Raw genomic sequence first — 19,582 nt, 5'->3', positions numbered from 1 at the left:
CGTCTAACCGCATGTGAAGAAATGTACAGCAAAACAAAAAGGTTGGAGGATTTGCAAAAATGAGATGGCGGAAGTGGTTCTCTTTTTTCCTGTTGTTCGTGCTCTGTGTCACGGGAGCAAGCGCCCCGGCACAAGCACAAAACACACCTGTGATCAGCATCTTCTTGGACGGGCAACAGATACATAGCGATGTCTCCCCGTACATCATCCCAAAGGTCAATGTCACGATGGTTCCGCTGCGGGTCATCAGTGAGAATTTGGGTGCAGAGGTATTTTGGGATGGACAGTCCCAAACAGCCACCATCATCAAGGATGGCACTGTCCTTTCAATGAGGACGAACCAAAAATTCGCCCTGGTGAACGATGGGCAGATCGGCTTGGATGCCTCGGTAGAGAACCGGGGAGGACGGACAATGGTGCCGCTGCGCTTCGTCTCGGAACAGCTCGGCCTGCAAGTGGGGTGGGAACAGTCTACCCGGACCATTACCTTGCAGACAGGCAACACCCCAATCGCAACGACACCTGTACCTGAGCCGATGCCGCCGCAGGATATTACGAATCCCCCGATAATCAATCAGCCGGGAGGACAGACTGCCCTGCGAGGCGTGTGGATTTCCACCGTTTTCAATCTGGATTGGCCATCTGCAGGTTCTTACGGGAATCAGGAAAAACAAAAGCAAGAGTACGTGCAAATGCTGGACGAGCTGCAGAATATGGGCTTGAACGCAGTCTTCGTACAAGTACGTCCTGCTGCTGATGCGATCTACCCTTCCACACTCGTACCGTGGAGCAAGTTTTTGACGGGGACGCAAGGGAAAGACCCGGGCTATGATCCACTCGCTTTCATGGTTGAGGAAACACATCGTCGCGGTATGCAATTCCACGCCTGGTTCAACCCGTTCCGCGCCGCAACCGATGCCAAGACAGAGACGCTGGCTGCAAACAATGTCGTGAAACAGCATCCGCAATGGATCGTCAATTCCGGCAACAAGCCATACATCAATCCAGGTATTCCGGAAGCGCGTCAGCACATTATTGCCACGATTATGGAGGTTGTGAATCGTTACGACATCGACGGGGTTCATTTGGATGATTACTTCTATCCTTCCAATGGCAACTTCCCCGACGACGCTACCTTCAAGGCGTACAACAGCAAAGGCTTCACGGATAAAGCCGCTTGGCGCCGCGACAATATCAACCAGTTCGTACAACAGCTCGACCAATCGATTAAAAGCGTGAAGCCGCAGGTGCAATTCGGAATCAGTCCCTTTGGCGTATGGCGCAACAAGGCTATGGATCAAACGGGATCGGACACCAAAGCCGGCGTCACCGCGTACGATCACATGCATGCGGACGTGCGCACCTGGATTCAACAGGGCTGGATCGATTACGTAACTCCGCAAATCTACTGGAGCATGTCCTTTGCCCCTGCCCAGTACGACAAGCTCGTCACCTGGTGGGCCAATGAAGTGCGCGGCACAGATGTCACCCTGTACATCGGCCACGCCCCGTACAAGCTGGGAACCAATGAGGCCGGATGGCAAAACGCGCAGGAGATCATCAATCAGCTCAACTACAACACGATGCATCCGGAAGTGAAAGGAAGCATCTTCTTCAGCGCCAAGGATTTGCGCAAAAACCCGCTTGGCCTGATTCAGGAGCTTCGCAATTACTATTTCAGCCGCTAAGCAAAATGGACAAGCCCCGCTGCCTTACAGAGAGTTGTCTGCTCTGAAAAGGCATGCGGGGCTTTTTGATTTTCAAACACTCCATGAGATTCTCCAGGGAGGAGATTTGGTAAACAACTGAGGCTGGTCGAGGAAAAAGGGAAAAAAGCGAAGGCATTTGGGATCTTGACCAAGCCGGAACGGAAAAGGCGGAACACGCTTTTAGCGTCCAACCTTGATACGCTTCCTCGAAGCGGCTGCTCTTGGACGCGGTTCAGCCTTTGGAGTGGGAGGCGGCCAGTGACCCCCCAACAAAGATCCCAACCCGCCTGGAGCGTTTTCCCTTTTTCGTATTATGAGGTCAGCCAGAAAAAACTGGCTGGCCATTTTTCATGGAAATGGCTTTACTCTATTGGTAGCCGGGTAGAACGATCCCCTTTTTGGGAAAAACCCGTGGAGGAAACTGTTCACCCCCTACTTGTACAACTATGTTTGGGCTGGTTGGGACAAGATCCCGTATCACATGCGAAGCTATGGCATACAAGTGCTAAAGGGGCTGCCGGTAAAAGAAGTGAGGGGAAGGAAGAACGTGAATCCAGTTGTAGGAATCGATGTGGCAAAAGGAGAAAGCCAAGCACAGATCTTTCTGGATCGGAACAAATTATACGGAAAAGGATTTCGTTTTTCGCATACCATAACAGATTTGGAATGGCTTCATGGAAGGCTAAAGGAAGTAGAAAAGGACAGCGGTTGTCGTCCAGCAATTATTCTTGAGGCTACAGGTCACTACCACCTTCCCATTGTAGAGTGGGCAGAGGAGAAAAATTATGACCTGTATATCCTTAATCCCTTATTAGCCCAGCGGGCTAAGAAAACGCACCTAAGAAAAGTGAAGACCGATAAATTGGACGCGGTTCATTTAGGAGAACTTTATTACAAAGAGGAGTTTGAACCGTACCAAAAGCAGGAAACGCACTGGCTTCATTTACGTCATCTCACGAGACAACATGAGGCAATGACGGATATGTATGTTCAGACAAAATTGCAATTTCGGGCTGTCCTAGACCAGGTCTTTCCCACGTATGAAGGTGTGTTTGGGGATTTGTATTCAACGGTATCATTGGGAGTGTTGGAAATGTATTCAACACCAGGGGCGGTAAAAACGGCAGGAGTGGACAAGCTAGCGGAGTGTATGAACACAAAGCTTGTTCGTGGACGGTCACCGAAGTGGGCAAAGGAAAAGGCAATAGATATGATGGCAGCGGCAGAAAAAAGCCCCTTTCAAGAAGGGGTCCATGAGAGTTATGTGCTTAGTTTACGTATGTTCATCACGTTGCTACTTCAATACCAGGAGCATCTATCCAAGCTTGAAAAACAAATAGATGCCCTGGCTGAAGAAAAAAAAGAATATGATCTACTCCGTTCGATTCCCGGCGTGGGAAACAAGATTGCTGCCACAATCCTGGCCGAAATTGGGGAAATCGAACGGTTTGACCACGCAAAGAAATTGGTCGCATTCGCTGGGGTTGACCCAAGTGTCACATCCTCCGGAAAGTTCACAGCAAGCACAAACCGAATTACCAAACGGGGTTCCAAACGCTTGCGAAGAGCGCTGTACCAAGCTGTACAATGCGGAGTAAGAAGACGAAAGGGGTGTCTCTTACAAAGCTCAGTAAATCAGCGATTACGTGAGTATTATGACGTGAAAAAGGGGGAAGGAAAGCCCCACAAACAGGTTGTGATTGCTTGTGTGAATAAGCTAATCCGCTGGATATACTGCATTTTAACGAGAAGCGAACCTTATAAGGCTGACTTTCAGTCAGCGTAATGGAATGAATTTCCATAACCTCTCCCTTTAGAGAGGTTATTTTGCATGCTTTTCAACAATATAGCACAACTTCAAAGAAAATAATAAGGATACTCTTGACAAAATATTAGCTGGTTTCCTCCCCTCCACCGCAGTCAGATGACCACCCTCTTATTTCGCCGTCAGAAACGCCTTCATCCAAATCTTGGCCGCATCTGCATTCCACTTGGACGAATTCGTGGAAATCCGGTACTCCAGCTTTTTGCCAGTATCCTCTGTTACCCACACAATGCTTTTATACGTCGATTCTCGCATCGGTTGTTCCGAATAGATGGCTTCCTTCTGATCGACGACCACTTTCTCCGTTTTTCTTTCGTCCTGATTCACATAGTAGACGGTATTGTCTTGCACACCTTCTATATTCGTGATCGCGACCCGAATCGTGTCCTCACCAGCTGCGTAATTGACCACGATGTGGCTCAATTGATCTGACCATTCCTGAGGCTTCTGCACATAGTCCTGGTCAGTCGCTTCAGCCAGCTTATACAATTCTTCCTTGTCATAGTCACGCTTTACCTCATATTCCACACTGCTGCTGGTAAACGCAAATCCATCCGGGAGGGCAGCGGGAATCGCGAATTGGGTTCCAATCTTGTTCTGTAGATCCTCTAACTTGGCAAACTCAAACGGCTTTGCAATCGTGCGGACACTTTTTTTCGGGTTATTTTCCTTGACGTAGACAGCAGCCGCGGTACCAGGCTCCATCTGTTCCTCGATTTCGGACTCTCTTTGCATCAATGCCAGCATTGCCAAATCAGGTGCTTGTATGGTCGTATTTGGCGCCTGTGTCGCATCCTTTTCCTGATAAATGACCTCTCCCTGCTCATTCTTCAATTGCAGGTACTCGACAGCGGCGTAAGCAGAAGTGACACTTGCCAGTATTCCGATCGCAACGAGAAGACTAACCTTGTATTTCACAAAAAACCTCTCCTTCTGGGACTGTATTTTCTCCATGACTGCCTTCGTGACATCGATCTGCCGTGGAATTCGAGGATCGCTAAACAGGTCTTTGATGTCCTTATGTGAGTCGCGCTGATTCTGCATGTTTAGCCCCTCCCTTCTCAAGCGGAACATAAGCGGTACGAAACTTGACTGCCGTGCGCTCGAATTTTTTGCGCAGACTAGCCGCATTCTTGTTCATGATCTGGGAAATCTCTTCATAGGTTTTTTCTTCAACCCCGCGCAGGATCAAGAGGGTACGCTCTTCGGCCGAGAGCGCGGTCATTGCTACGTACACCGATTCACTGAAGTACACATCCTCAATGTGGCTATCGATATGCGACTCCCCTCTCTCGGCTTCTTGCAGGAAGGGGAGAAGCCTGCTCCACTTCCTTTTTCGCAGCACATCCATACAGTGGTTATAGGCAATTTTGTAGAGCCATGCGGCAAATGGTATTTCTCGCTTGTATTTTTTCAGATTGCGGTATGCCTTGAAGAATACCTCCTGTGTGGCATCCTCTGCTTCCATCTGATGCCCCAGAATGTGGTAGCAATAATGAAAAATCTTTACCTGGTAGGCTTTCATGAGTTCTTCGTAACGGTCTTCATCACCCTGGAGAATCATACCCAGCAGCCCTTCCGTCTCTTTGCTGTCCACGCTCTCCCTCCTTTCATTTGATATAACGTACCGGGGCAGCCATTATGTGACATGAATGCATAAAAAAAGAAAATGCCCTATTTCGTGCAGGCATTTTCTTTGATGCAGCTCGATTTTTACGACTTGTGGACGGGACAAGTCAGGGTATCGGCATGGATGGGACATTCCCCTGAGCGAGGCTCATCCCGGTAGAAAAAGTTGGGCGTCTCAATTCGGTTGTCGTACAGACTATGAAAAATTGGCGTCGCAGCAGGTGAAATCGGCGGAATCAACCAGGTCCAGTCCCCTGTCATTTCCCTGCCTTCTTTCTTTTCCCGTTGCTCAAAAAGCTGGAACTGCTGGCTCGCGGTATGGTGATCGACAATCGAGACACCGTCCTCCTTGAACGAGTGCAGGACGGCAATATTTAACTCAATGAGCGCCTTGTCCTTCCAAAGCGTGATGTCTCGGCTTGTGTCCAGACCCATGATCTCCGCCATTTTCGGCACCATGTTGTAGCGATCCTGATCTGCCAGATTTCGAGCGCCGATCTCCGTCCCCATGTACCAGCCGTTAAAGGGTGCGGCCCAATAATCGATTCCGCCAATCTCCAGACGCATGTTGGAGACGATGGGAACCCCGTACCACTTTAGATCCAGCTCGGAAAATGCGGGATACTCCGGATGACGCAACGGAACTTCCAGGACCAATTCCTTGGGAATGTCAAAATAGCGCGGGGGTTTGTCATCCATTTGCACAACAAGCGGTAAGACGTCAAAACGCGTCCGTTCACCTCGCCAGCCGAGGCTCTCACACAGTCGGGTCAATGGCAGGGACACAGGATCTCCCAACACACCGTCCGCTGTCTCATAACCCGCGTAGCGAATCAACTGTTGGTTCCAAATGCGCGGGCGCGGACCTCCCTCTGTCGCAGGCGCGAAAATCGTGATGGCCGGACGGATTTTTCCGCCGTTGGTCGCGAATTCGATATGGCGAAGGAGAGCCTGCACCATCTCTTCCTCACTTGTGACATGACGCTCATCAAACACATGCAGCGACTCCCAAAACAGGCGACCGATGCATCGATTGCTGTTTCGCCAGGCCATTTTCGCACCATGACTCAATTCTTCTGCTGTATGCTCATAATAGCCTTTTGCTGCAAATGACTCTCTGATTGCCTGCAACCGCGCCTGGATCTCGTCTTGTGTTTTGCCCAGTTCACGGTAGCAAGTTATGATAAAGCGCTCTGCCTCTTCTATTCGCAAATGATCTTGCATCCTGTCCTCTTTTCCCGCTCACTCCCTCCAAAAGAGGGAGGCAGCGGACACCTGTCTTTGCTTGCTTCTTTCCCTCATTATAGATTTCCCCCAAGCCAAATTCCAATCGACTGCCCGTTCTTCACATTTCTGTCAGAAAGGAGACAGATTTTACCCATTCGCTGTCATTCCAAATATTCGGGTTGTCAATCTTTTGATTTTCTCCACGCACCGTGAAATCATAGCTATCCTTGGCACCCGTATACCAATCCACAATGACTAGCTTGCCGTTTGCATTGCGTACGAGAAACTCAGTGACTTCGCCATAACTACCTACATCCATATGAATTTGCACAGGTATTTTTAGATAGAGAAAACCACCATCCACATCATCGGTATACTTTACTTCCCAAGCGCCAATCTCAATATTTTGCACCTTATCAGTCTGTTTGTTCTTTACATGCACAGCATATTGGGATTCAATTTTCTTTTGCGTATATTGTTTCAGGTTATCGTTATCGATAAATGCATCCAATTCGATAACCGAGCCGTTCCAGACCGCTTTATAATAGTCATTCAGCGCTCTCGCACACATTTCATAAGCCGTTTCAGTATCTTGAACAGACAGTTCCCCTTCATTTTTAGCTGCATCTTCGGCGGAATCTTGTAATCCACTCTGTTCCGTGCTGGGTGTATTTTCTGTATTTATCGCATGATTTGCGCTGCTATTTGTATTTTTTTCGTTATTTTCGTTTGCTTTATCTTGATTACTACACCCAACCAATACAAGTCCCATTGCGATAAAAAACATCATAAACTTTGTCATAACATCAACCCTATAGAAGTTATTAAGTATCAAGGGCTCCAATTCCTTCCGAAACATATTCGAACACGGATACGTTGCACATAAGGTTAAAAATCAAGGAGAGCACATTTTCCCCATCAGAAAAATGTGCTCTCCCTTGCTTAATCCAACAAAGCCTGCAACGCTTTTTTCTTCCAGAACAGGCGGTAATAAGTAGACTGCGCCAGAAGATTGACCAGGAAGGCGATCGGATACGCCAACCATACACCTTGAATGCCAAGGGATGTGAAATGCGACAGCGAGTACGCCACGGGCACCTGGATCAGCCAAATGCATCCGATGGTAAAAATCGTCGGCCACATGACGGTTCCGGATGCCCGCATCGTCGCAGAGAGCGCCATCGTATGACCAAGGATCAGATAGCTCCAAAAGGAGATCAGAATGAGGCTTTGCGCGATGTCGACGGCTTCCGCATTGTCCAGAAAGACTCCCAGGATGGGTCTGGAGAACAAGTAAACCAGGATGACCAGCACACCGCCCATCAGGTAATTCAACATGATTCCTGTTTTCGTAGTAGGCCCGATCTGTGCATGCTTTTTGGAACCAATCAGTTGGGCCGCAAAGACCGAGATGGCAATCGATACACTCATTGCAGGAATTTGCACGTAGCTGGCAATCTGGTTGACGATGCCGTAAGCGGCAGTTGCATTCGAGCCATAGTCATTGACGAACGTAATCACGGCGATTTCAGACATCGCCAGTGAGACCATGCTTACGCTGGTTGGAATGGCTAGACGCAGCAATGTCTTCAAGATGGAGCCGTCCAGCCTAAAATGCTTCAACACCTGACGATCCAGCTTGAGAATGTGATCCTTTTTACGCAAAAACACGATCAAAAGAACACAGGTCAGCAAGCCCGAAACTACAGCAGCGTATGCAGCCCCGTAGAGACCGTATGCAGGAAGTCCCAACCAGCCAAAAATGAGAACGGGTAACAATATCACATTCAAAATCGTATTAATCAGAAGAAAGAAAAAAGGTGTCTTCGAATCGCCGACTCCACGCAGAAATGTCGTATACGTCAAATAGAAAAAGGTAATCGGCATCGAGAGAAACAGAATGCTCGCATACTTCGTACTTTGCTCCAGAATATTCGCCGGAGTACCCATTAGCCGTAAAATTCCTTCTGCAAATACACTTCCGAAAATACCCACCACGACCGAAATGATCAGTGTAAATGCCAGGGTGACACCCACAACCTGCTTCATTTTCGGGATATTTCCTGCACCATATGTTTGGGCGACGAGAATCGAGCTTCCTGAGCCGATCCCAATCGCAGATGACAACAGGAAAAAGAAAAGCGGGAAAAACGCAGCGATGGCTGCGACAGAATCAATTCCTTGCGTCTGTCCCACAACGATCATGCCAAACACTTGGCCCACGGACTGTAAGACATTAGACAAGATCACGGGAATCAGAAAAACCAGCATTGGCTTTGCTGAGGTTAGCCAATTCATAAAAAACACCTCTATTCAACTTGTAGACAAATATAACAAATGTTTGTTTTTTAGCAGACGATTATTATATCCGTTTGTTTTATACAGGGATTTTACTTTCCTCAGCGATCTTTGTCAATAACTTTTGAAAAAAAAAGCCGGACAGATTTGTCCAGCGTTGCTTCTAACGTTTGCTCTTCGGTTCACCCTTCACCTTCCAGAATGGGTATCAGCAGCTTGACGCTTTCTTCCTCGGCCGTCTCTTGTATATCGTACACCTCAACCTGGAAGGCTTTGAAAACCTTTTGCCGATAGCCGTTTTGATGCATCCAATTCAACAGCACATCATAGCCCTTCTCAATGGTCTTGTTCGTGCAGGACACTTGTGCGTAACGTGTGGCCGGTATGGAAAAACCCATCATACCCTCCGGGACAGAGGTGAGGTTGTCCACTTCGAGGCAGGCAAAGTACGTCGCTACGATCTCATTGCAGATAAATGGAGACAACAAAACATTCCGGTTCACGGCATGCTTGATCGTATTGCGTTTCGCCCAAAACTCATGGTGGATCTGTAAGGCAGCGTCGGGAAATCCTGCTGGAAAAGGCGCCGTGATATGCATTCCGACTACTTTCCATTCCTTTGTCACCAGTTCACAAGTAAACAATGTCTTTTCCATTTCATAGATACCTCCCTATATAAAGGCAGAATTCTGTATGAATACTGGATCTGACAAATGCCAGCAAACCGATTGCGAGGCTTCGCGGAATATTCGGTTGCCACGGTACATATTCCCAATATCGCTGTTGGACAATATTGATTTATTCTAATGGAAATAATAGGATGCCCGCAACTGTTTTTTCTAAAAGGCTAGAATGAACCGAACATTTGCTGAAGCTTTTTTACCTGCGCACCGGAAAAGTTACCAGGCAGGGACTGCTTCACATGGGAATCCAGAAAATCCATGAGTTCCGGTATGATGACTGATCGGGAACCGGTGATCCCTTCTTCCACCTATCGTAAAAAAAAGCAGTTTCTCTAGTTGCAAAGAAAAAAGCAGCCGAATTGCCGGCTGCTTTTTCTGTCCGTATCGTTTGTAGATTGCTTACTTCCACGGCACCAGCTTGCGCTCCAACCATTGCAAGACTCGGTTGAAGGTCAATCCGAGCAAGGAAAGCACCAGCACTCCGACCATCAGCTTGGTGGTGATCATCAGGTTTCCGTAGTGCAGCACCATCGAGCCAATCCCTTGCTGTGCTGCGATCATCTCGGCGGAAACCAACAGGAGCAACGAGGTTCCTGCTGCCAGCTTCAATCCGGCGAAGATCATCGGCAAGGACGCAGGCAGGATAACCTTTCGAATGACATTGAAGTGATTGGAGCCAAAGGTGACCGCTGCTTTAATCAGCATCGGGTCGACGTTTTTCACCCCGGAAAACGTATTGATTACGACCGGGAAAAAGACCCCGAGTGCAATAATGGCTAGTTTTGGCGTTTCCCCAATTCCGAGCCAGAGAATAATCAGTGGCAACAGCGCGATTTTTGGAATGGGATAGATGGAATACACGATAGGAGTCAAAATAGCGTCTGTCCATCTGGAGAAGCCTAGAATCAGACCAAATATAATGCCAAGACTTGCTCCGACTGCGTATCCCCCGCCAATTCGGACGAGACTGGCAGCCAGATCTTCATACAGTTCTCCGCTGACTAGCATGTCCCAGCCAGCCGTCAAAATTGCGGTGGGCGCTGGCAAAAACAGCGGAGGCACAATTCCCAGGCGACAGACGATCTCCCAAAGTACCAACAGCACCGTAATACCCAAAACGGCAGCATAGCTGGGGATCTTCGTCTCTAAAAAGGCAACGCGATTGGTAATGACTTGTCTTTGCTTATCCGGCATTTTTTTACCCCTCCCTCGACGCTTCTTGGGCATCGTGGCGAATGAGCTGCCAGATTTCATCGACATACTGCTCGAAGCGCATCCGGTATTCGTCCTTATCCCGTCCGATCTTCGGCAAATCAATGCGGATCGTGCTCTTGATCTGTCCCGGATGACGAGAGAGAACGATTACGCGGTCCGCCAGGTAGACGGCCTCCTGAATGTTGTGCGTCACGTAGAGCGTGCTCAAGCGCGTCCGATCCCAGATGGTCAGCAGCTCCTCCTGCATAATCGTCCGTGTCTGTGCATCCAGCGCGGAAAAAGGCTCATCCATCAGCAGCAGGTCTGGTTCGATCGCCAAGGCTCTGGCGATACCAGCACGTTGCCGCATACCGCCGGAGAGCTGCTTGGGATAAGCATTTTCAAAACCGCTTAAACCTACCATATCAATGTAATGCTTGCCCTTTTCCTGCTGTTCCTGCTTGCTGGCACCGCTCTCTTCCAGCCCGTAAATGACGTTCTCGTACACCGTCCGCCAGGGGAATAAAGCGATCTCCTGAAAAACGATTCCCAGATTTGGTTTTTTGCTATCCGTCCCCTCGAAATAGACAGAGCCGTTGCTCGGTGACATCAGACCGCCGACGATGTTCAAAAGGGTAGATTTCCCGCATCCGCTGGGTCCCACCAAGACGACAAACTCTTGTTGTTCGATAGCAAAATTGATGTTTTGCAATGCCGTCACTTCTCTTTTTTTCGCGTCCACAAACGTCTTGTCTACATTCTCAATGACGATTCTCATAGGTTCACTTCCCTAATTTTTGCACGGCGTCTTCCAGTAGCTGTGTATTCACGATCTCGCTAGGATCAATTTCTTTATCGATCAATTTTTCTTTCGCATACCATTCGACCTGTGTTTTAATGTCAGACTCCAGCAATTTGCCGTCTCGGTCCATGTACGGCAGCCCTTTTTTGATCATGTCCGGCTCCTGGTCGGTATACTTCGCGATGATGTTGACCACTTCATCGTAGTTCTCGCCAGGGACAATTTTGCCATCCACTTTATTCAGCACGGCATCGTAGTAGTAACGAGTGGACTTCGCATACGCTTTGAGGAAACGCTCTGCTGCATCCTTGTTGTCAGCAAATTTCGGGGAGAAGAAAATCCCGGAAGTTTGGTACTCCATTTCGTCTCCGACTTGGGCAATCACTTTGCCGTAGCCTTCTTCCACAACTGTCGAAATGTTTGGTTCGTTCAGCAGGACAGCATCAACCTGTTTGCTTTTCAGCGCTTCCATCAAGCCTTTGATGCTGTTGAGCGGAACCAGCTCGATATCCTTCAGCGTTAGACCATGCTTCTCCAGCAATTTGCCCGCCATGTAGTGGTAGGTAGAGCCTGTTTGGGTGATTCCCAGCTTTTTCCCCTTTAGCTCTTCAATGCTTTTAAGGGGTGAATCACTTGGGTACAACAAGGCCGAGGAAGAGTAGCCTGCCTGCTCCCGTCCTTTATCTGCTACAATCACAAGCTTCTGTCCGCCTGCAACCATGTTGTACAAGCTGGCAGTAATGCCGGTCGCTCCGACATCTACGCTGCCTGCAGCAGTGGCCACGGCGATTGGCTGTGCCGCATCAAACCATTTGGCTTTGGCATCGATGCCCTCTTCTTGGAAAAATCCTTTTTCTATGCCAATAAACAATGGTGCAGAGCTTGTCAGCTTCAGCATTCCAATCTCCAAGGATACGGCTTCTGGAGCTTGTCCCTGTTCTGGTTTCGGTTGTTCCGTCGTGCTTCCGCCCTCTGACTTGCCACAGCCCGCAAGTGCCAGAGAGAGAACGAGGAAGGAACTCAAAGCAAATTTTACTGCTTTTTTCAATTCTCTCTACCTCCTACAGAATTTTAATACATGTTGATATTTTTAAAATATCATAACAAAAAACTTGCTCCTTGGGACATCATATCGAAAAATCATTTTCCATTCAATTCTTTCACTCTTGTTTTTAGTTGGAAGATGCTCATGCAGAATGAAGGTACATCTGGCATACAATAAGCTATTAAAGCTGGGGGACCACCAAATCAAAAGGACGCGGATACATCAAATACCCGCGTCATTATGCTGATTACAATAGACTAAGGCTTAACCGCCTTAAGGCTCTCTTCCCGAATCAACTCCAGCAATTCGAGCTTCAGCGCCAAAAACTCCTCGCTGCTCTTGTTCTGGTAGTCGCGGGGACGAGGCAGCGGCACCTTGATATTCTTCTTCAAGCGTCCCGGCCTTGCCGTCATGACATAGATGGAATCACCCAGGAAGATAGACTCTTCGACATCATGCGTGATAAACAGAATCGTTTTTTTCGATTCCTCCCACACCTTCAGCAAAATCTCCTGCATGATCGCCCGCGTCTGTGCGTCCAATGCCCCGAAAGGCTCGTCCATCAGCAAAATCTCAGGCTCGTTGGCAAGCGCACGGGCGATCGCGACACGCTGCTTCATCCCGCCGGACAACTGGATCGGGTAATGCTTGTCAAAGCCTGAAAGCCCGATCAGCTCCAAATAATGCTGGGCAATCTCATCCTGCTGCTTCTTGGGTACACCCTTCAAATCCAGACCAAAGGTGATATTTTGCTTTACAGTCAGCCAGGGGTATAGCGTGTACGATTGAAACACCATGCCGCGGTCCGGGCCAGGTCCGTGGATTTCCTTCCCATCCAGATAGACATGTCCGGTGGTCGGCTCCTCCAGTCCGGCAACGACGCGCAGAATCGTAGACTTCCCGCAGCCGGAAGGGCCGAGAATCGTGACAAACTCGCCTTCCTGCACGGTAAAAGAGGTTTGATCCAAAGCGGTTACCTTGCCGCTTTTGGTAGAGAAAACTTTGCCTACGTTATCGATCACTAGTTTTGGCGTTGTCATCTTATGACCCTTCCTTTCTCATCCAGGAGAAAGATGCACGATAAATCATCTTGAAGATGATATCCATGATCAATCCCATGAGACCGATAATCAGGATTCCCACGATGATCTTGTCAGGCTTGAGGAAGCGCGAAGCTTGCATAATCATGTAACCAAGCCCCTCGGATGCCCCGACCAGCTCAGCAACGACGAGATAGGTCCATGCCCAGCCAAACGTAATGCGCAACGTGTCCACGATCCCTGGCATCGAAGCCGGCAGGATCACGCGTCGAAACAGCTGCAGCTTTTTCGCTCCCAAGGTATAGGAAACCTCGATCAGTTCGTTCTGTACATTCTTGGTGACATCCATCACCATCAACGTCAGCTGAAAGAAGGTTCCGAAGAAGATAACAGCCATCTTCTCCCCTTCGCCCAAGCCGATCCACAGGATAAACAGCGGAATAAAGGCGGAAGCCGGCATATAACGAATAAAGCCAATAATCGGTTCAAAGGCCCCTTCCATAATCCGCAGCGAGCCCATCAGCATTCCAAGCGGCACTCCAATCAAGGCCGCCAGTATAAATCCGGAGAGGACACGGGAGAAGCTTATCCCGATATCGCCAAGGATTTCACCGCTTTGGAACATGGAAACGGCTGTAGTCACAATCTTGTCAGGTGCTGGCAGGAACAGCGCGTTCACAAACCCCCCGTACGTGAGCACGGACCAGACGAGCAGCAGCAAGAGAAACGTAGCAATCCCCGCCCCGGAGTACAACGGTTTGGCGATCTCCTTTTTCGGGGTAAAGACATTCTTCCACATCTGTCATCCCTCATTTTTCCAAAAAATAATAGTCTCCCGTTCTATACGCGCCGTCCGGGTGATCTGCCCAGGCGGCATGAGAAAAGGAGGCCCAGTGGGGCACTCCTCTACAGTCCGGCAACAAACGTTGGATTCAGTACATCTTCCACTTTAGGAGCCTGATCAATCAGCTTTTGCTCGAGATAGAAGTCGATTGCGTTCTGAGTGGATTGATAGATATTTCCTTGCTTGTCAGCAGTACCAAAGAGTTCCTTGTTCTCTTCCTTGTGCAGGAATTTCAAGCCTGGAACCGTACCTGTGAACTCTGCCAAATCGATTTTCAGACCTTTGGCCATGATTTCGTTGGACTCGTCTGCGTTTTCTTTCCAGTAGTCCATCGCTTCAGCCATCGCTGCGACAAATGCTTTTACATCGTCAGGACGTTTTTCAATGACGTCTTTACGGAAACCAACCGTATCCACAATGATCCCGGACAGTTCTTTTGTCGTCACCAGTACGCCGCCATCAGCCTGGGAAGCTTTGGACAACCATGGCTCCCACGTAACCGCAGCATCGACTTGACCCGCTACGAAAGCAGCTCCGGCATCTCCGGCAGACATTTGCACCATTTCTACATCTTTATCTGTCAAATTGGCTTGCTTGAGGGCAGTCAGCAAGAGCAAGTGACTGGTAGATCCCTGTTCAAACGCCACTTTTTTGCCTTTCAGGTCCGCAGGTGTCTTGATTTCGTTCTTCGCAATGATGCCGTCGCCGCCATAAGAATCATCCAGCAGCCATACCACTTGCATCGGCACTCCGGAAGCCGCCAGCGTGACCTGTACGTCCAGTGCTGTCGCCATGCCGTCTACCCCCCCCCCCGCCAGTGCTGCCTTGCGCTCCGCCAAGCCTTCAATCGTCGACAATTCTACGTTCAAACCGTGCTTTTCAAAAAATCCTTTTTCTTTCGCCAGGAACAATGGGCCATAGCCTGTCCAGGTTGGCAGTGTCACCTTGAGCGGTGTTTTGGAAGCATTCTCAGCAGGCTGGGCAGCCTGGTTAGAGCCTTCCGCTGGTTGGCTTGGAGCCGATGATCCAGCATTGCCACCGCCACATCCGGCCAAGCCCACGCTCAGCAGTGCGGACAACAATAAAAATTTGAACTTCTTCATGGTACTTCCCCCTTATTTCTCTTCTTTTTCAAGTATTTCTCTCATGGCTGCAGCGAAGGCCTGCATTTCTTCAGGCTGACCGATGGACACGCGCAATGAGGTCGTCATTCCGTAGCCAGCAAGGTTGCGCACGATGACACCGTGCTTCGCCAACTGGTCAAACATGTAGCCGCTGTCTCGTCCTGTATCGACACAGACAAAGTTGGTCGCGCTTTTCAGGTACTTCATGCCCAACTCGTCAAACAGTTCAGCCAGCAGCTTTCTGCCAAACTGGTTGATTCGTCTTGACTCGGACACATGCTGTTCGTCGTCCAGACTTGCCAGCGCGCCTGCCTGCGCGATGCTGTTCACGTTAAAGGGCGGTCGAACGTGATGGATCGCCTCGATCAGCTCCTCCTGTCCGATTCCGTAGCCGATGCGCGCTGCCGCCAGGGAATAGATTTTGGAGAAGGTGCGAATGACAAATACATTTTTATACGTTTTGACGAACTCTACCGAAGAGAGATATTCCGGATCGTCTGCATATTCGTGATACGCCTCGTCGATTACGACAAGGACGTTCTCCGGTACGCGTTTCAGGAAGGCGCGCAGCTCGTCCGCCGGAATCACAGTACCTGTCGGATTGTTCGGATTGCATAAAAACACGGTTTTGGTAGCCGGGGTGATGCGTTCGATGATCGCATCCAGATCCACGCCCAGATCTTCCTTCATCGGAGAAAAAACGGGTTTTGCTCCCATCATATGCGTGGATGCCAGATACTGGACAAAGCTCACCTCGGGAATGATCACCTCGTCTTCAGGCTCCAGGAAGGTTTGGGCCACCAGGATGATCATTTCATCTGCACCGTTGGACAAGATGACGTTCTTTGCCTCTACGCCTTCCTTATCCCCGATCCGTGCCAGCAGCGCATCCCCTGTAGAACTGGGATACAGATTCAACTGGAGCAAGGCTTCTTGCATTGCCTTTACCGCTTTGGGTGAAGGGCCGAGCGGATTTTCGTTGAAGCTCAGCTTGTACACCTGTTCTTTACCCAATGCCTGCTTCATCTCTTCGATCGGCAGGTCAGCCAATTGACAGACATACGGCATCAGGTTCGGGTATACTTTGCGGACCATGTTCTCCAGTTTCATTGCTGTTTTACCTTCCTTCCGATTTGGTCGGCTCCCTGTACGGCATGGACCACCATGTCAGGTGTAACCGCAAACGGCATGTTCGCCATATCCTCGATCTCGACCGTCACTTCTCCAAGACGCTTCCAGTCTTCCGGGGTCAGGTCTTTTACCGCCATATCTTCCAATGTGTAGGGAAGCTCTACTTTTTGGTAGAAGGCAATCAGCTCGCGAATCTCCTCTTCGCTTCTGCCTTCCAGCACCAGCTGGGACAAAATGCCAAAAGCAACAATCTCGCCATGGTAGGTGTCGTGGATTTCCGGGAAGATCGTTAACCCGGAGTAAATCGCATGCGCTGCAGCCGTCCGGCAGTCATCCCCGCCGTAACCGCTGACGCTTCCGCTAATCAGAATAATGCTGTCGATGACGTCATTTACGGATTGATCCACCCTCCCCTGCTTGATCGTCTCGACCGCGGAAGGACCTTTCTCCAGCAATAGATGATAGAGTTCATTGGCCAGCTTCACGGCGCTTCGGTTCAACGCGGTAGGCTGACTCTTTTTCACAGATACCGAGGATTCAAACCACTTCGCCAACGTATCCCCGATCCCCGCGACCAGGAAACGATGGGAGGCTTTCGCGATCACATCGGAATCAACGAGCACGACGCTCGGCGCCTTGGAGCGATGGCTGATTTCAATAAAAGTCCCTTCGTCGTCATACATGATGGCGATGGGTGTTGCAGGCGCGCAGGTCGCCGCAATGGTCGGGATCGCCAGGACAGGCAGCTTCACTGCGTAAGCGACTGCTTTAACCGTGTCAATCGCCTTGCCGCCGCCGACTGCGACGATCACCTGTGGCTTTTTCTCCTGTACGATCTGGCTCAATCGCTCTACTTGCGACCAGGAGCACTCGCCGCCGTACCATTCAAAACCTTTGTTTTCTACTTTATCGTTGTCCAAGGAGTTCTTGACCTTGGTCTCTACTACTGACAAAGCGGTTTTCCCACCTATAAACAGAGCGCTATCGCCAAATTCCTTGATGTAGGAACCTACTTCTTCCAACAAACCAGCTTCTCGTACATACTTGCCCGGGCCTGGGATGGTATACATGCTGACATCTCCCTGTGCATTTATTCAAAATAACGTATGTTTATGCAACGATATAATATCTTATGATTTTACAAGTTAATTGTCAACTAGAAATTGAGGAAAGAGTCAATATCGTCAGTCATTTATATTCATTCATTTTAGTTCATTCTTATTAATTTGAGAACTAGTGAAAATGAAATTTTATCTGGAAAAAACCTTTCATCATAAAAAGGCGCCGACCTTCAGAGTAGGTCAGCACCTGGCAAGTTCTTTGCTATTCGTTTTTCGCGTGCGGAAACAATGGCAGCTCCTGCAAAAACAGGATGTCATCGCGCTCGGCGGCACTGCCCTCTGCAAGAATGGCTGCACGAGCTACGACATGGCCCCCAGCCTTGTTGACCAATTCCTCAATCGCCAATAGGGACTTGCCTGTGCTGATCACATCATCGATGATCGCCACCCGCTTGCCTTTTATTTCGGCCGCATCTGCGCCATCCAGGCAAAGGATCTGTGTTTTCTGCGTCGTGATGGACACTACCTCGTTAATTAAAGGAGATTCCATATACGGTTTGGTGCTTTTCCGAGCTACATAGTATTTTTTCATCTGGAGCAGCCGAGAGATTTCAAAAATCAAGGGAATTCCCTTGGCCTCGGCTGTAATCAGCACGTCCACCTCTGGCAGCTTTTCCGCCAAGAGCGGCGCTGCAGCCGTCACCAGCTCTGTATCTCCCAAAATCACAAAGCTGGCGATGCTCAGATCATCTGCGATCTGAATGATCGGCAACGTTCTTGTGACGCCTGCTACTTCCAATGTATATGTCTTTTCCACGAAACTCCCTCCTCGATCTCTCTTACATGCCAAACACGCTAATCAACGCTCTCATTACTAATCCGGCAAGCATCCCGAAGAACGGATCAGAAATCGCTGTGACGACCATGGTCATACCGCCAACAAGAGTGGAAGACGGATCTTCGGCAGTCAGTGCAGCCATCGCATTGCCCGGAGCGGTTACGATCGCACCCAGAACAAACAAGAAACCGGCGATCGACTCACTCGGAATATAGCGGCCGATCTTTGGCAGCAAGCCCGCAAACAAGATCGCAGCCATCAGGATCATCATCAGTACACCCGATGCTACCGGATTCGGGGCACCGGAAGTAGCCGAAATGATCGCCTCTACCGGGGCACCGCCAAACAAGGCAGACGCCATATCCGCCACGCTGCTGATAATGGTCAGGGTATCAATGTTGACATCCGTATTGGCAATTTTTCCGTTGATTTGCCCGAACGCGATGTTGGCCCCGATGTTCAAGCAGACCATCGCCATGGCGCCGCGCCAAATATGCGACGCGAAGGACAGCTTTTGCAGCTTGAAACGGTCATTTTCCAAAGGCTTGATCGCCGTATCCTGCTTGAGGATATTCGAGACCAGGCTGGAGAGAATGACGGAAATCGTAATCGTGTACACCAGGTCTTTGGTGATGAAATACGTAAGCAAACCACTCGCCATCGATGTGATTCCGACGGACATGTTGTTGCGGGCCATATCCCAGGATACCTTTGCCAGCATGATTCCGACCCCGGCCATCATGCCGTTGGTGATGACAGGTCCGATAAAATCTACAATCTTCTCCAAAAGGCCAAACAGACCGATGACGGTCATGATCGCTCCCCCGAGAAAAACCATCGAGATCCGGTCCCGCATGCTTTTTCCCATCGTCCCTGCCACCGCAATCGTCTCAGCTTGGTAGGAAACGACTGCAACCGATCCAGTCATTGCATTACCTGCCGCCCCTACCAAAAACGCCAAGGCCGTAGGGACAGAAGCAAAACCGAGCGATAGCGCGAGCAACCCCTGCGGCAAGCCGTTGAGCACGACGCTGAGTGCCGCGACAATATCTTTCCATTCCATTTCTCTCGTTCCCCTTTTCTCTATTTCAATCCTGAAACTACGAATGAATACACCTTAAACTAACATGAT

At 49.5% G+C, this 19,582-nt stretch carries 18 protein-coding genes; 2 read left to right on the top strand and 16 right to left on the bottom strand.

Translation table 11 applies throughout. The features are described from left to right. Positions 1-59 precede the first annotated feature (59 nt). The gene (locus tag T458_RS52720) at positions 60-1,688 is read left to right on the top strand and encodes a family 10 glycosylhydrolase (RefSeq protein WP_023559191.1); all 1,629 of its coding nucleotides are present in this window, start codon (positions 60-62) and stop codon (positions 1,686-1,688) included. Positions 1,689-2,256: 568 nt separating this feature from the next. Continuing rightward, positions 2,257-3,495, top strand: a complete 1,239-nt coding sequence (locus T458_RS52715) for an IS110 family RNA-guided transposase (RefSeq protein WP_031305278.1) — start codon at positions 2,257-2,259, stop codon at positions 3,493-3,495. Positions 3,496-3,645: 150 nt separating this feature from the next. Here T458_RS52715 and T458_RS52710 read toward each other — a convergent pair whose 3' ends face one another. From T458_RS52710 to T458_RS52635, 16 genes are all read right to left on the bottom strand, one after another. After that, the gene (locus tag T458_RS52710; protein WP_023559190.1) at positions 3,646-4,578 is read right to left on the bottom strand and encodes a hypothetical protein; all 933 of its coding nucleotides are present in this window, start codon (positions 4,576-4,578) and stop codon (positions 3,646-3,648) included. Next, positions 4,553-5,131: an RNA polymerase sigma factor gene (locus T458_RS52705; RefSeq protein WP_023559189.1), complete on the bottom strand. Its 579-nt coding sequence runs from the start codon at positions 5,129-5,131 to the stop codon at positions 4,553-4,555. Before T458_RS52705 ends, T458_RS52710 begins: the two co-directional genes overlap by 26 nt. Positions 5,132-5,247: 116 nt before the next feature. After that, entirely contained in the window at positions 5,248-6,387 is a 1,140-nt protein-coding gene (locus tag T458_RS52700) for a nitric oxide synthase oxygenase (protein WP_023559188.1), read from the bottom strand. A 121-nt stretch (positions 6,388-6,508) separates the two neighbouring features. After that, positions 6,509-7,192 carry a hypothetical protein gene (locus T458_RS52695; protein ID WP_031306236.1) on the bottom strand — a complete coding sequence of 228 codons (684 nt, stop codon included), beginning with the start codon at positions 7,190-7,192 and terminating at the stop codon, positions 6,509-6,511. 140 nt (positions 7,193-7,332) lie between these two features. Further along, on the bottom strand, positions 7,333-8,688 hold the full coding sequence (locus tag T458_RS52690; RefSeq protein ID WP_023559186.1) for an MATE family efflux transporter: 1,356 nt from the start codon (positions 8,686-8,688) through the stop codon (positions 7,333-7,335). A gap of 182 nt (positions 8,689-8,870) precedes the next feature. After that, complete coding sequence (locus tag T458_RS52685; protein ID WP_023559185.1) at positions 8,871-9,344, bottom strand: GyrI-like domain-containing protein; 474 nt, start codon at positions 9,342-9,344, stop codon at positions 8,871-8,873. A gap of 426 nt (positions 9,345-9,770) precedes the next feature. Next, positions 9,771-10,565 (bottom strand): ABC transporter permease, encoded by a 795-nt coding sequence (locus tag T458_RS52680; RefSeq protein ID WP_023559184.1) that lies wholly within the window; start codon positions 10,563-10,565, stop codon positions 9,771-9,773. A gap of 4 nt (positions 10,566-10,569) precedes the next feature. Then, positions 10,570-11,343, bottom strand: coding sequence for an ABC transporter ATP-binding protein (locus T458_RS52675; RefSeq protein WP_023559183.1), 774 nt, complete (start codon positions 11,341-11,343; stop codon positions 10,570-10,572). A 4-nt stretch (positions 11,344-11,347) separates the two neighbouring features. Further along, positions 11,348-12,415 (bottom strand): ABC transporter substrate-binding protein, encoded by a 1,068-nt coding sequence (locus T458_RS52670; RefSeq protein ID WP_023559182.1) that lies wholly within the window; start codon positions 12,413-12,415, stop codon positions 11,348-11,350. Positions 12,416-12,669: 254 nt separating this feature from the next. After that, entirely contained in the window at positions 12,670-13,452 is a 783-nt protein-coding gene (locus tag T458_RS52665; protein ID WP_023559181.1) for an ABC transporter ATP-binding protein, read from the bottom strand. A 1-nt stretch (position 13,453) separates the two neighbouring features. Beyond that, positions 13,454-14,251 (bottom strand): ABC transporter permease, encoded by a 798-nt coding sequence (locus T458_RS52660; RefSeq protein ID WP_023559180.1) that lies wholly within the window; start codon positions 14,249-14,251, stop codon positions 13,454-13,456. Between the two features lie 107 nt (positions 14,252-14,358). After that, a complete protein-coding gene (locus T458_RS52655) occupies positions 14,359-15,399 on the bottom strand; it encodes an ABC transporter substrate-binding protein (protein ID WP_023559179.1) in 1,041 nt (346 codons plus the stop codon). A gap of 12 nt (positions 15,400-15,411) precedes the next feature. Next, entirely contained in the window at positions 15,412-16,530 is a 1,119-nt protein-coding gene (gene hisC / locus T458_RS52650; protein WP_023559178.1) for a histidinol-phosphate transaminase, read from the bottom strand. Continuing rightward, positions 16,527-17,621: an iron-containing alcohol dehydrogenase family protein gene (locus T458_RS52645; RefSeq protein ID WP_023559177.1), complete on the bottom strand. Its 1,095-nt coding sequence runs from the start codon at positions 17,619-17,621 to the stop codon at positions 16,527-16,529. The genes hisC and T458_RS52645 overlap by 4 nt, the downstream gene beginning before the upstream one ends. Positions 17,622-17,874: 253 nt before the next feature. Next, the gene (locus T458_RS52640; RefSeq protein ID WP_023559176.1) at positions 17,875-18,429 is read right to left on the bottom strand and encodes a phosphoribosyltransferase family protein; all 555 of its coding nucleotides are present in this window, start codon (positions 18,427-18,429) and stop codon (positions 17,875-17,877) included. 22 nt (positions 18,430-18,451) lie between these two features. After that, complete coding sequence (locus T458_RS52635; protein ID WP_023559175.1) at positions 18,452-19,513, bottom strand: SulP family inorganic anion transporter; 1,062 nt, start codon at positions 19,511-19,513, stop codon at positions 18,452-18,454. Positions 19,514-19,582 lie beyond the last annotated feature (69 nt).

The sequence above is a fragment of the Brevibacillus panacihumi W25 genome, assembly GCF_000503775.1.
Taxonomy (GTDB): Bacteria; Bacillota; Bacilli; order Brevibacillales; family Brevibacillaceae; genus Brevibacillus; species Brevibacillus panacihumi_A.
Note: the sequence above shows the minus strand (reverse complement) of the source record. Positions and strands in the feature narration are given on the sequence as shown.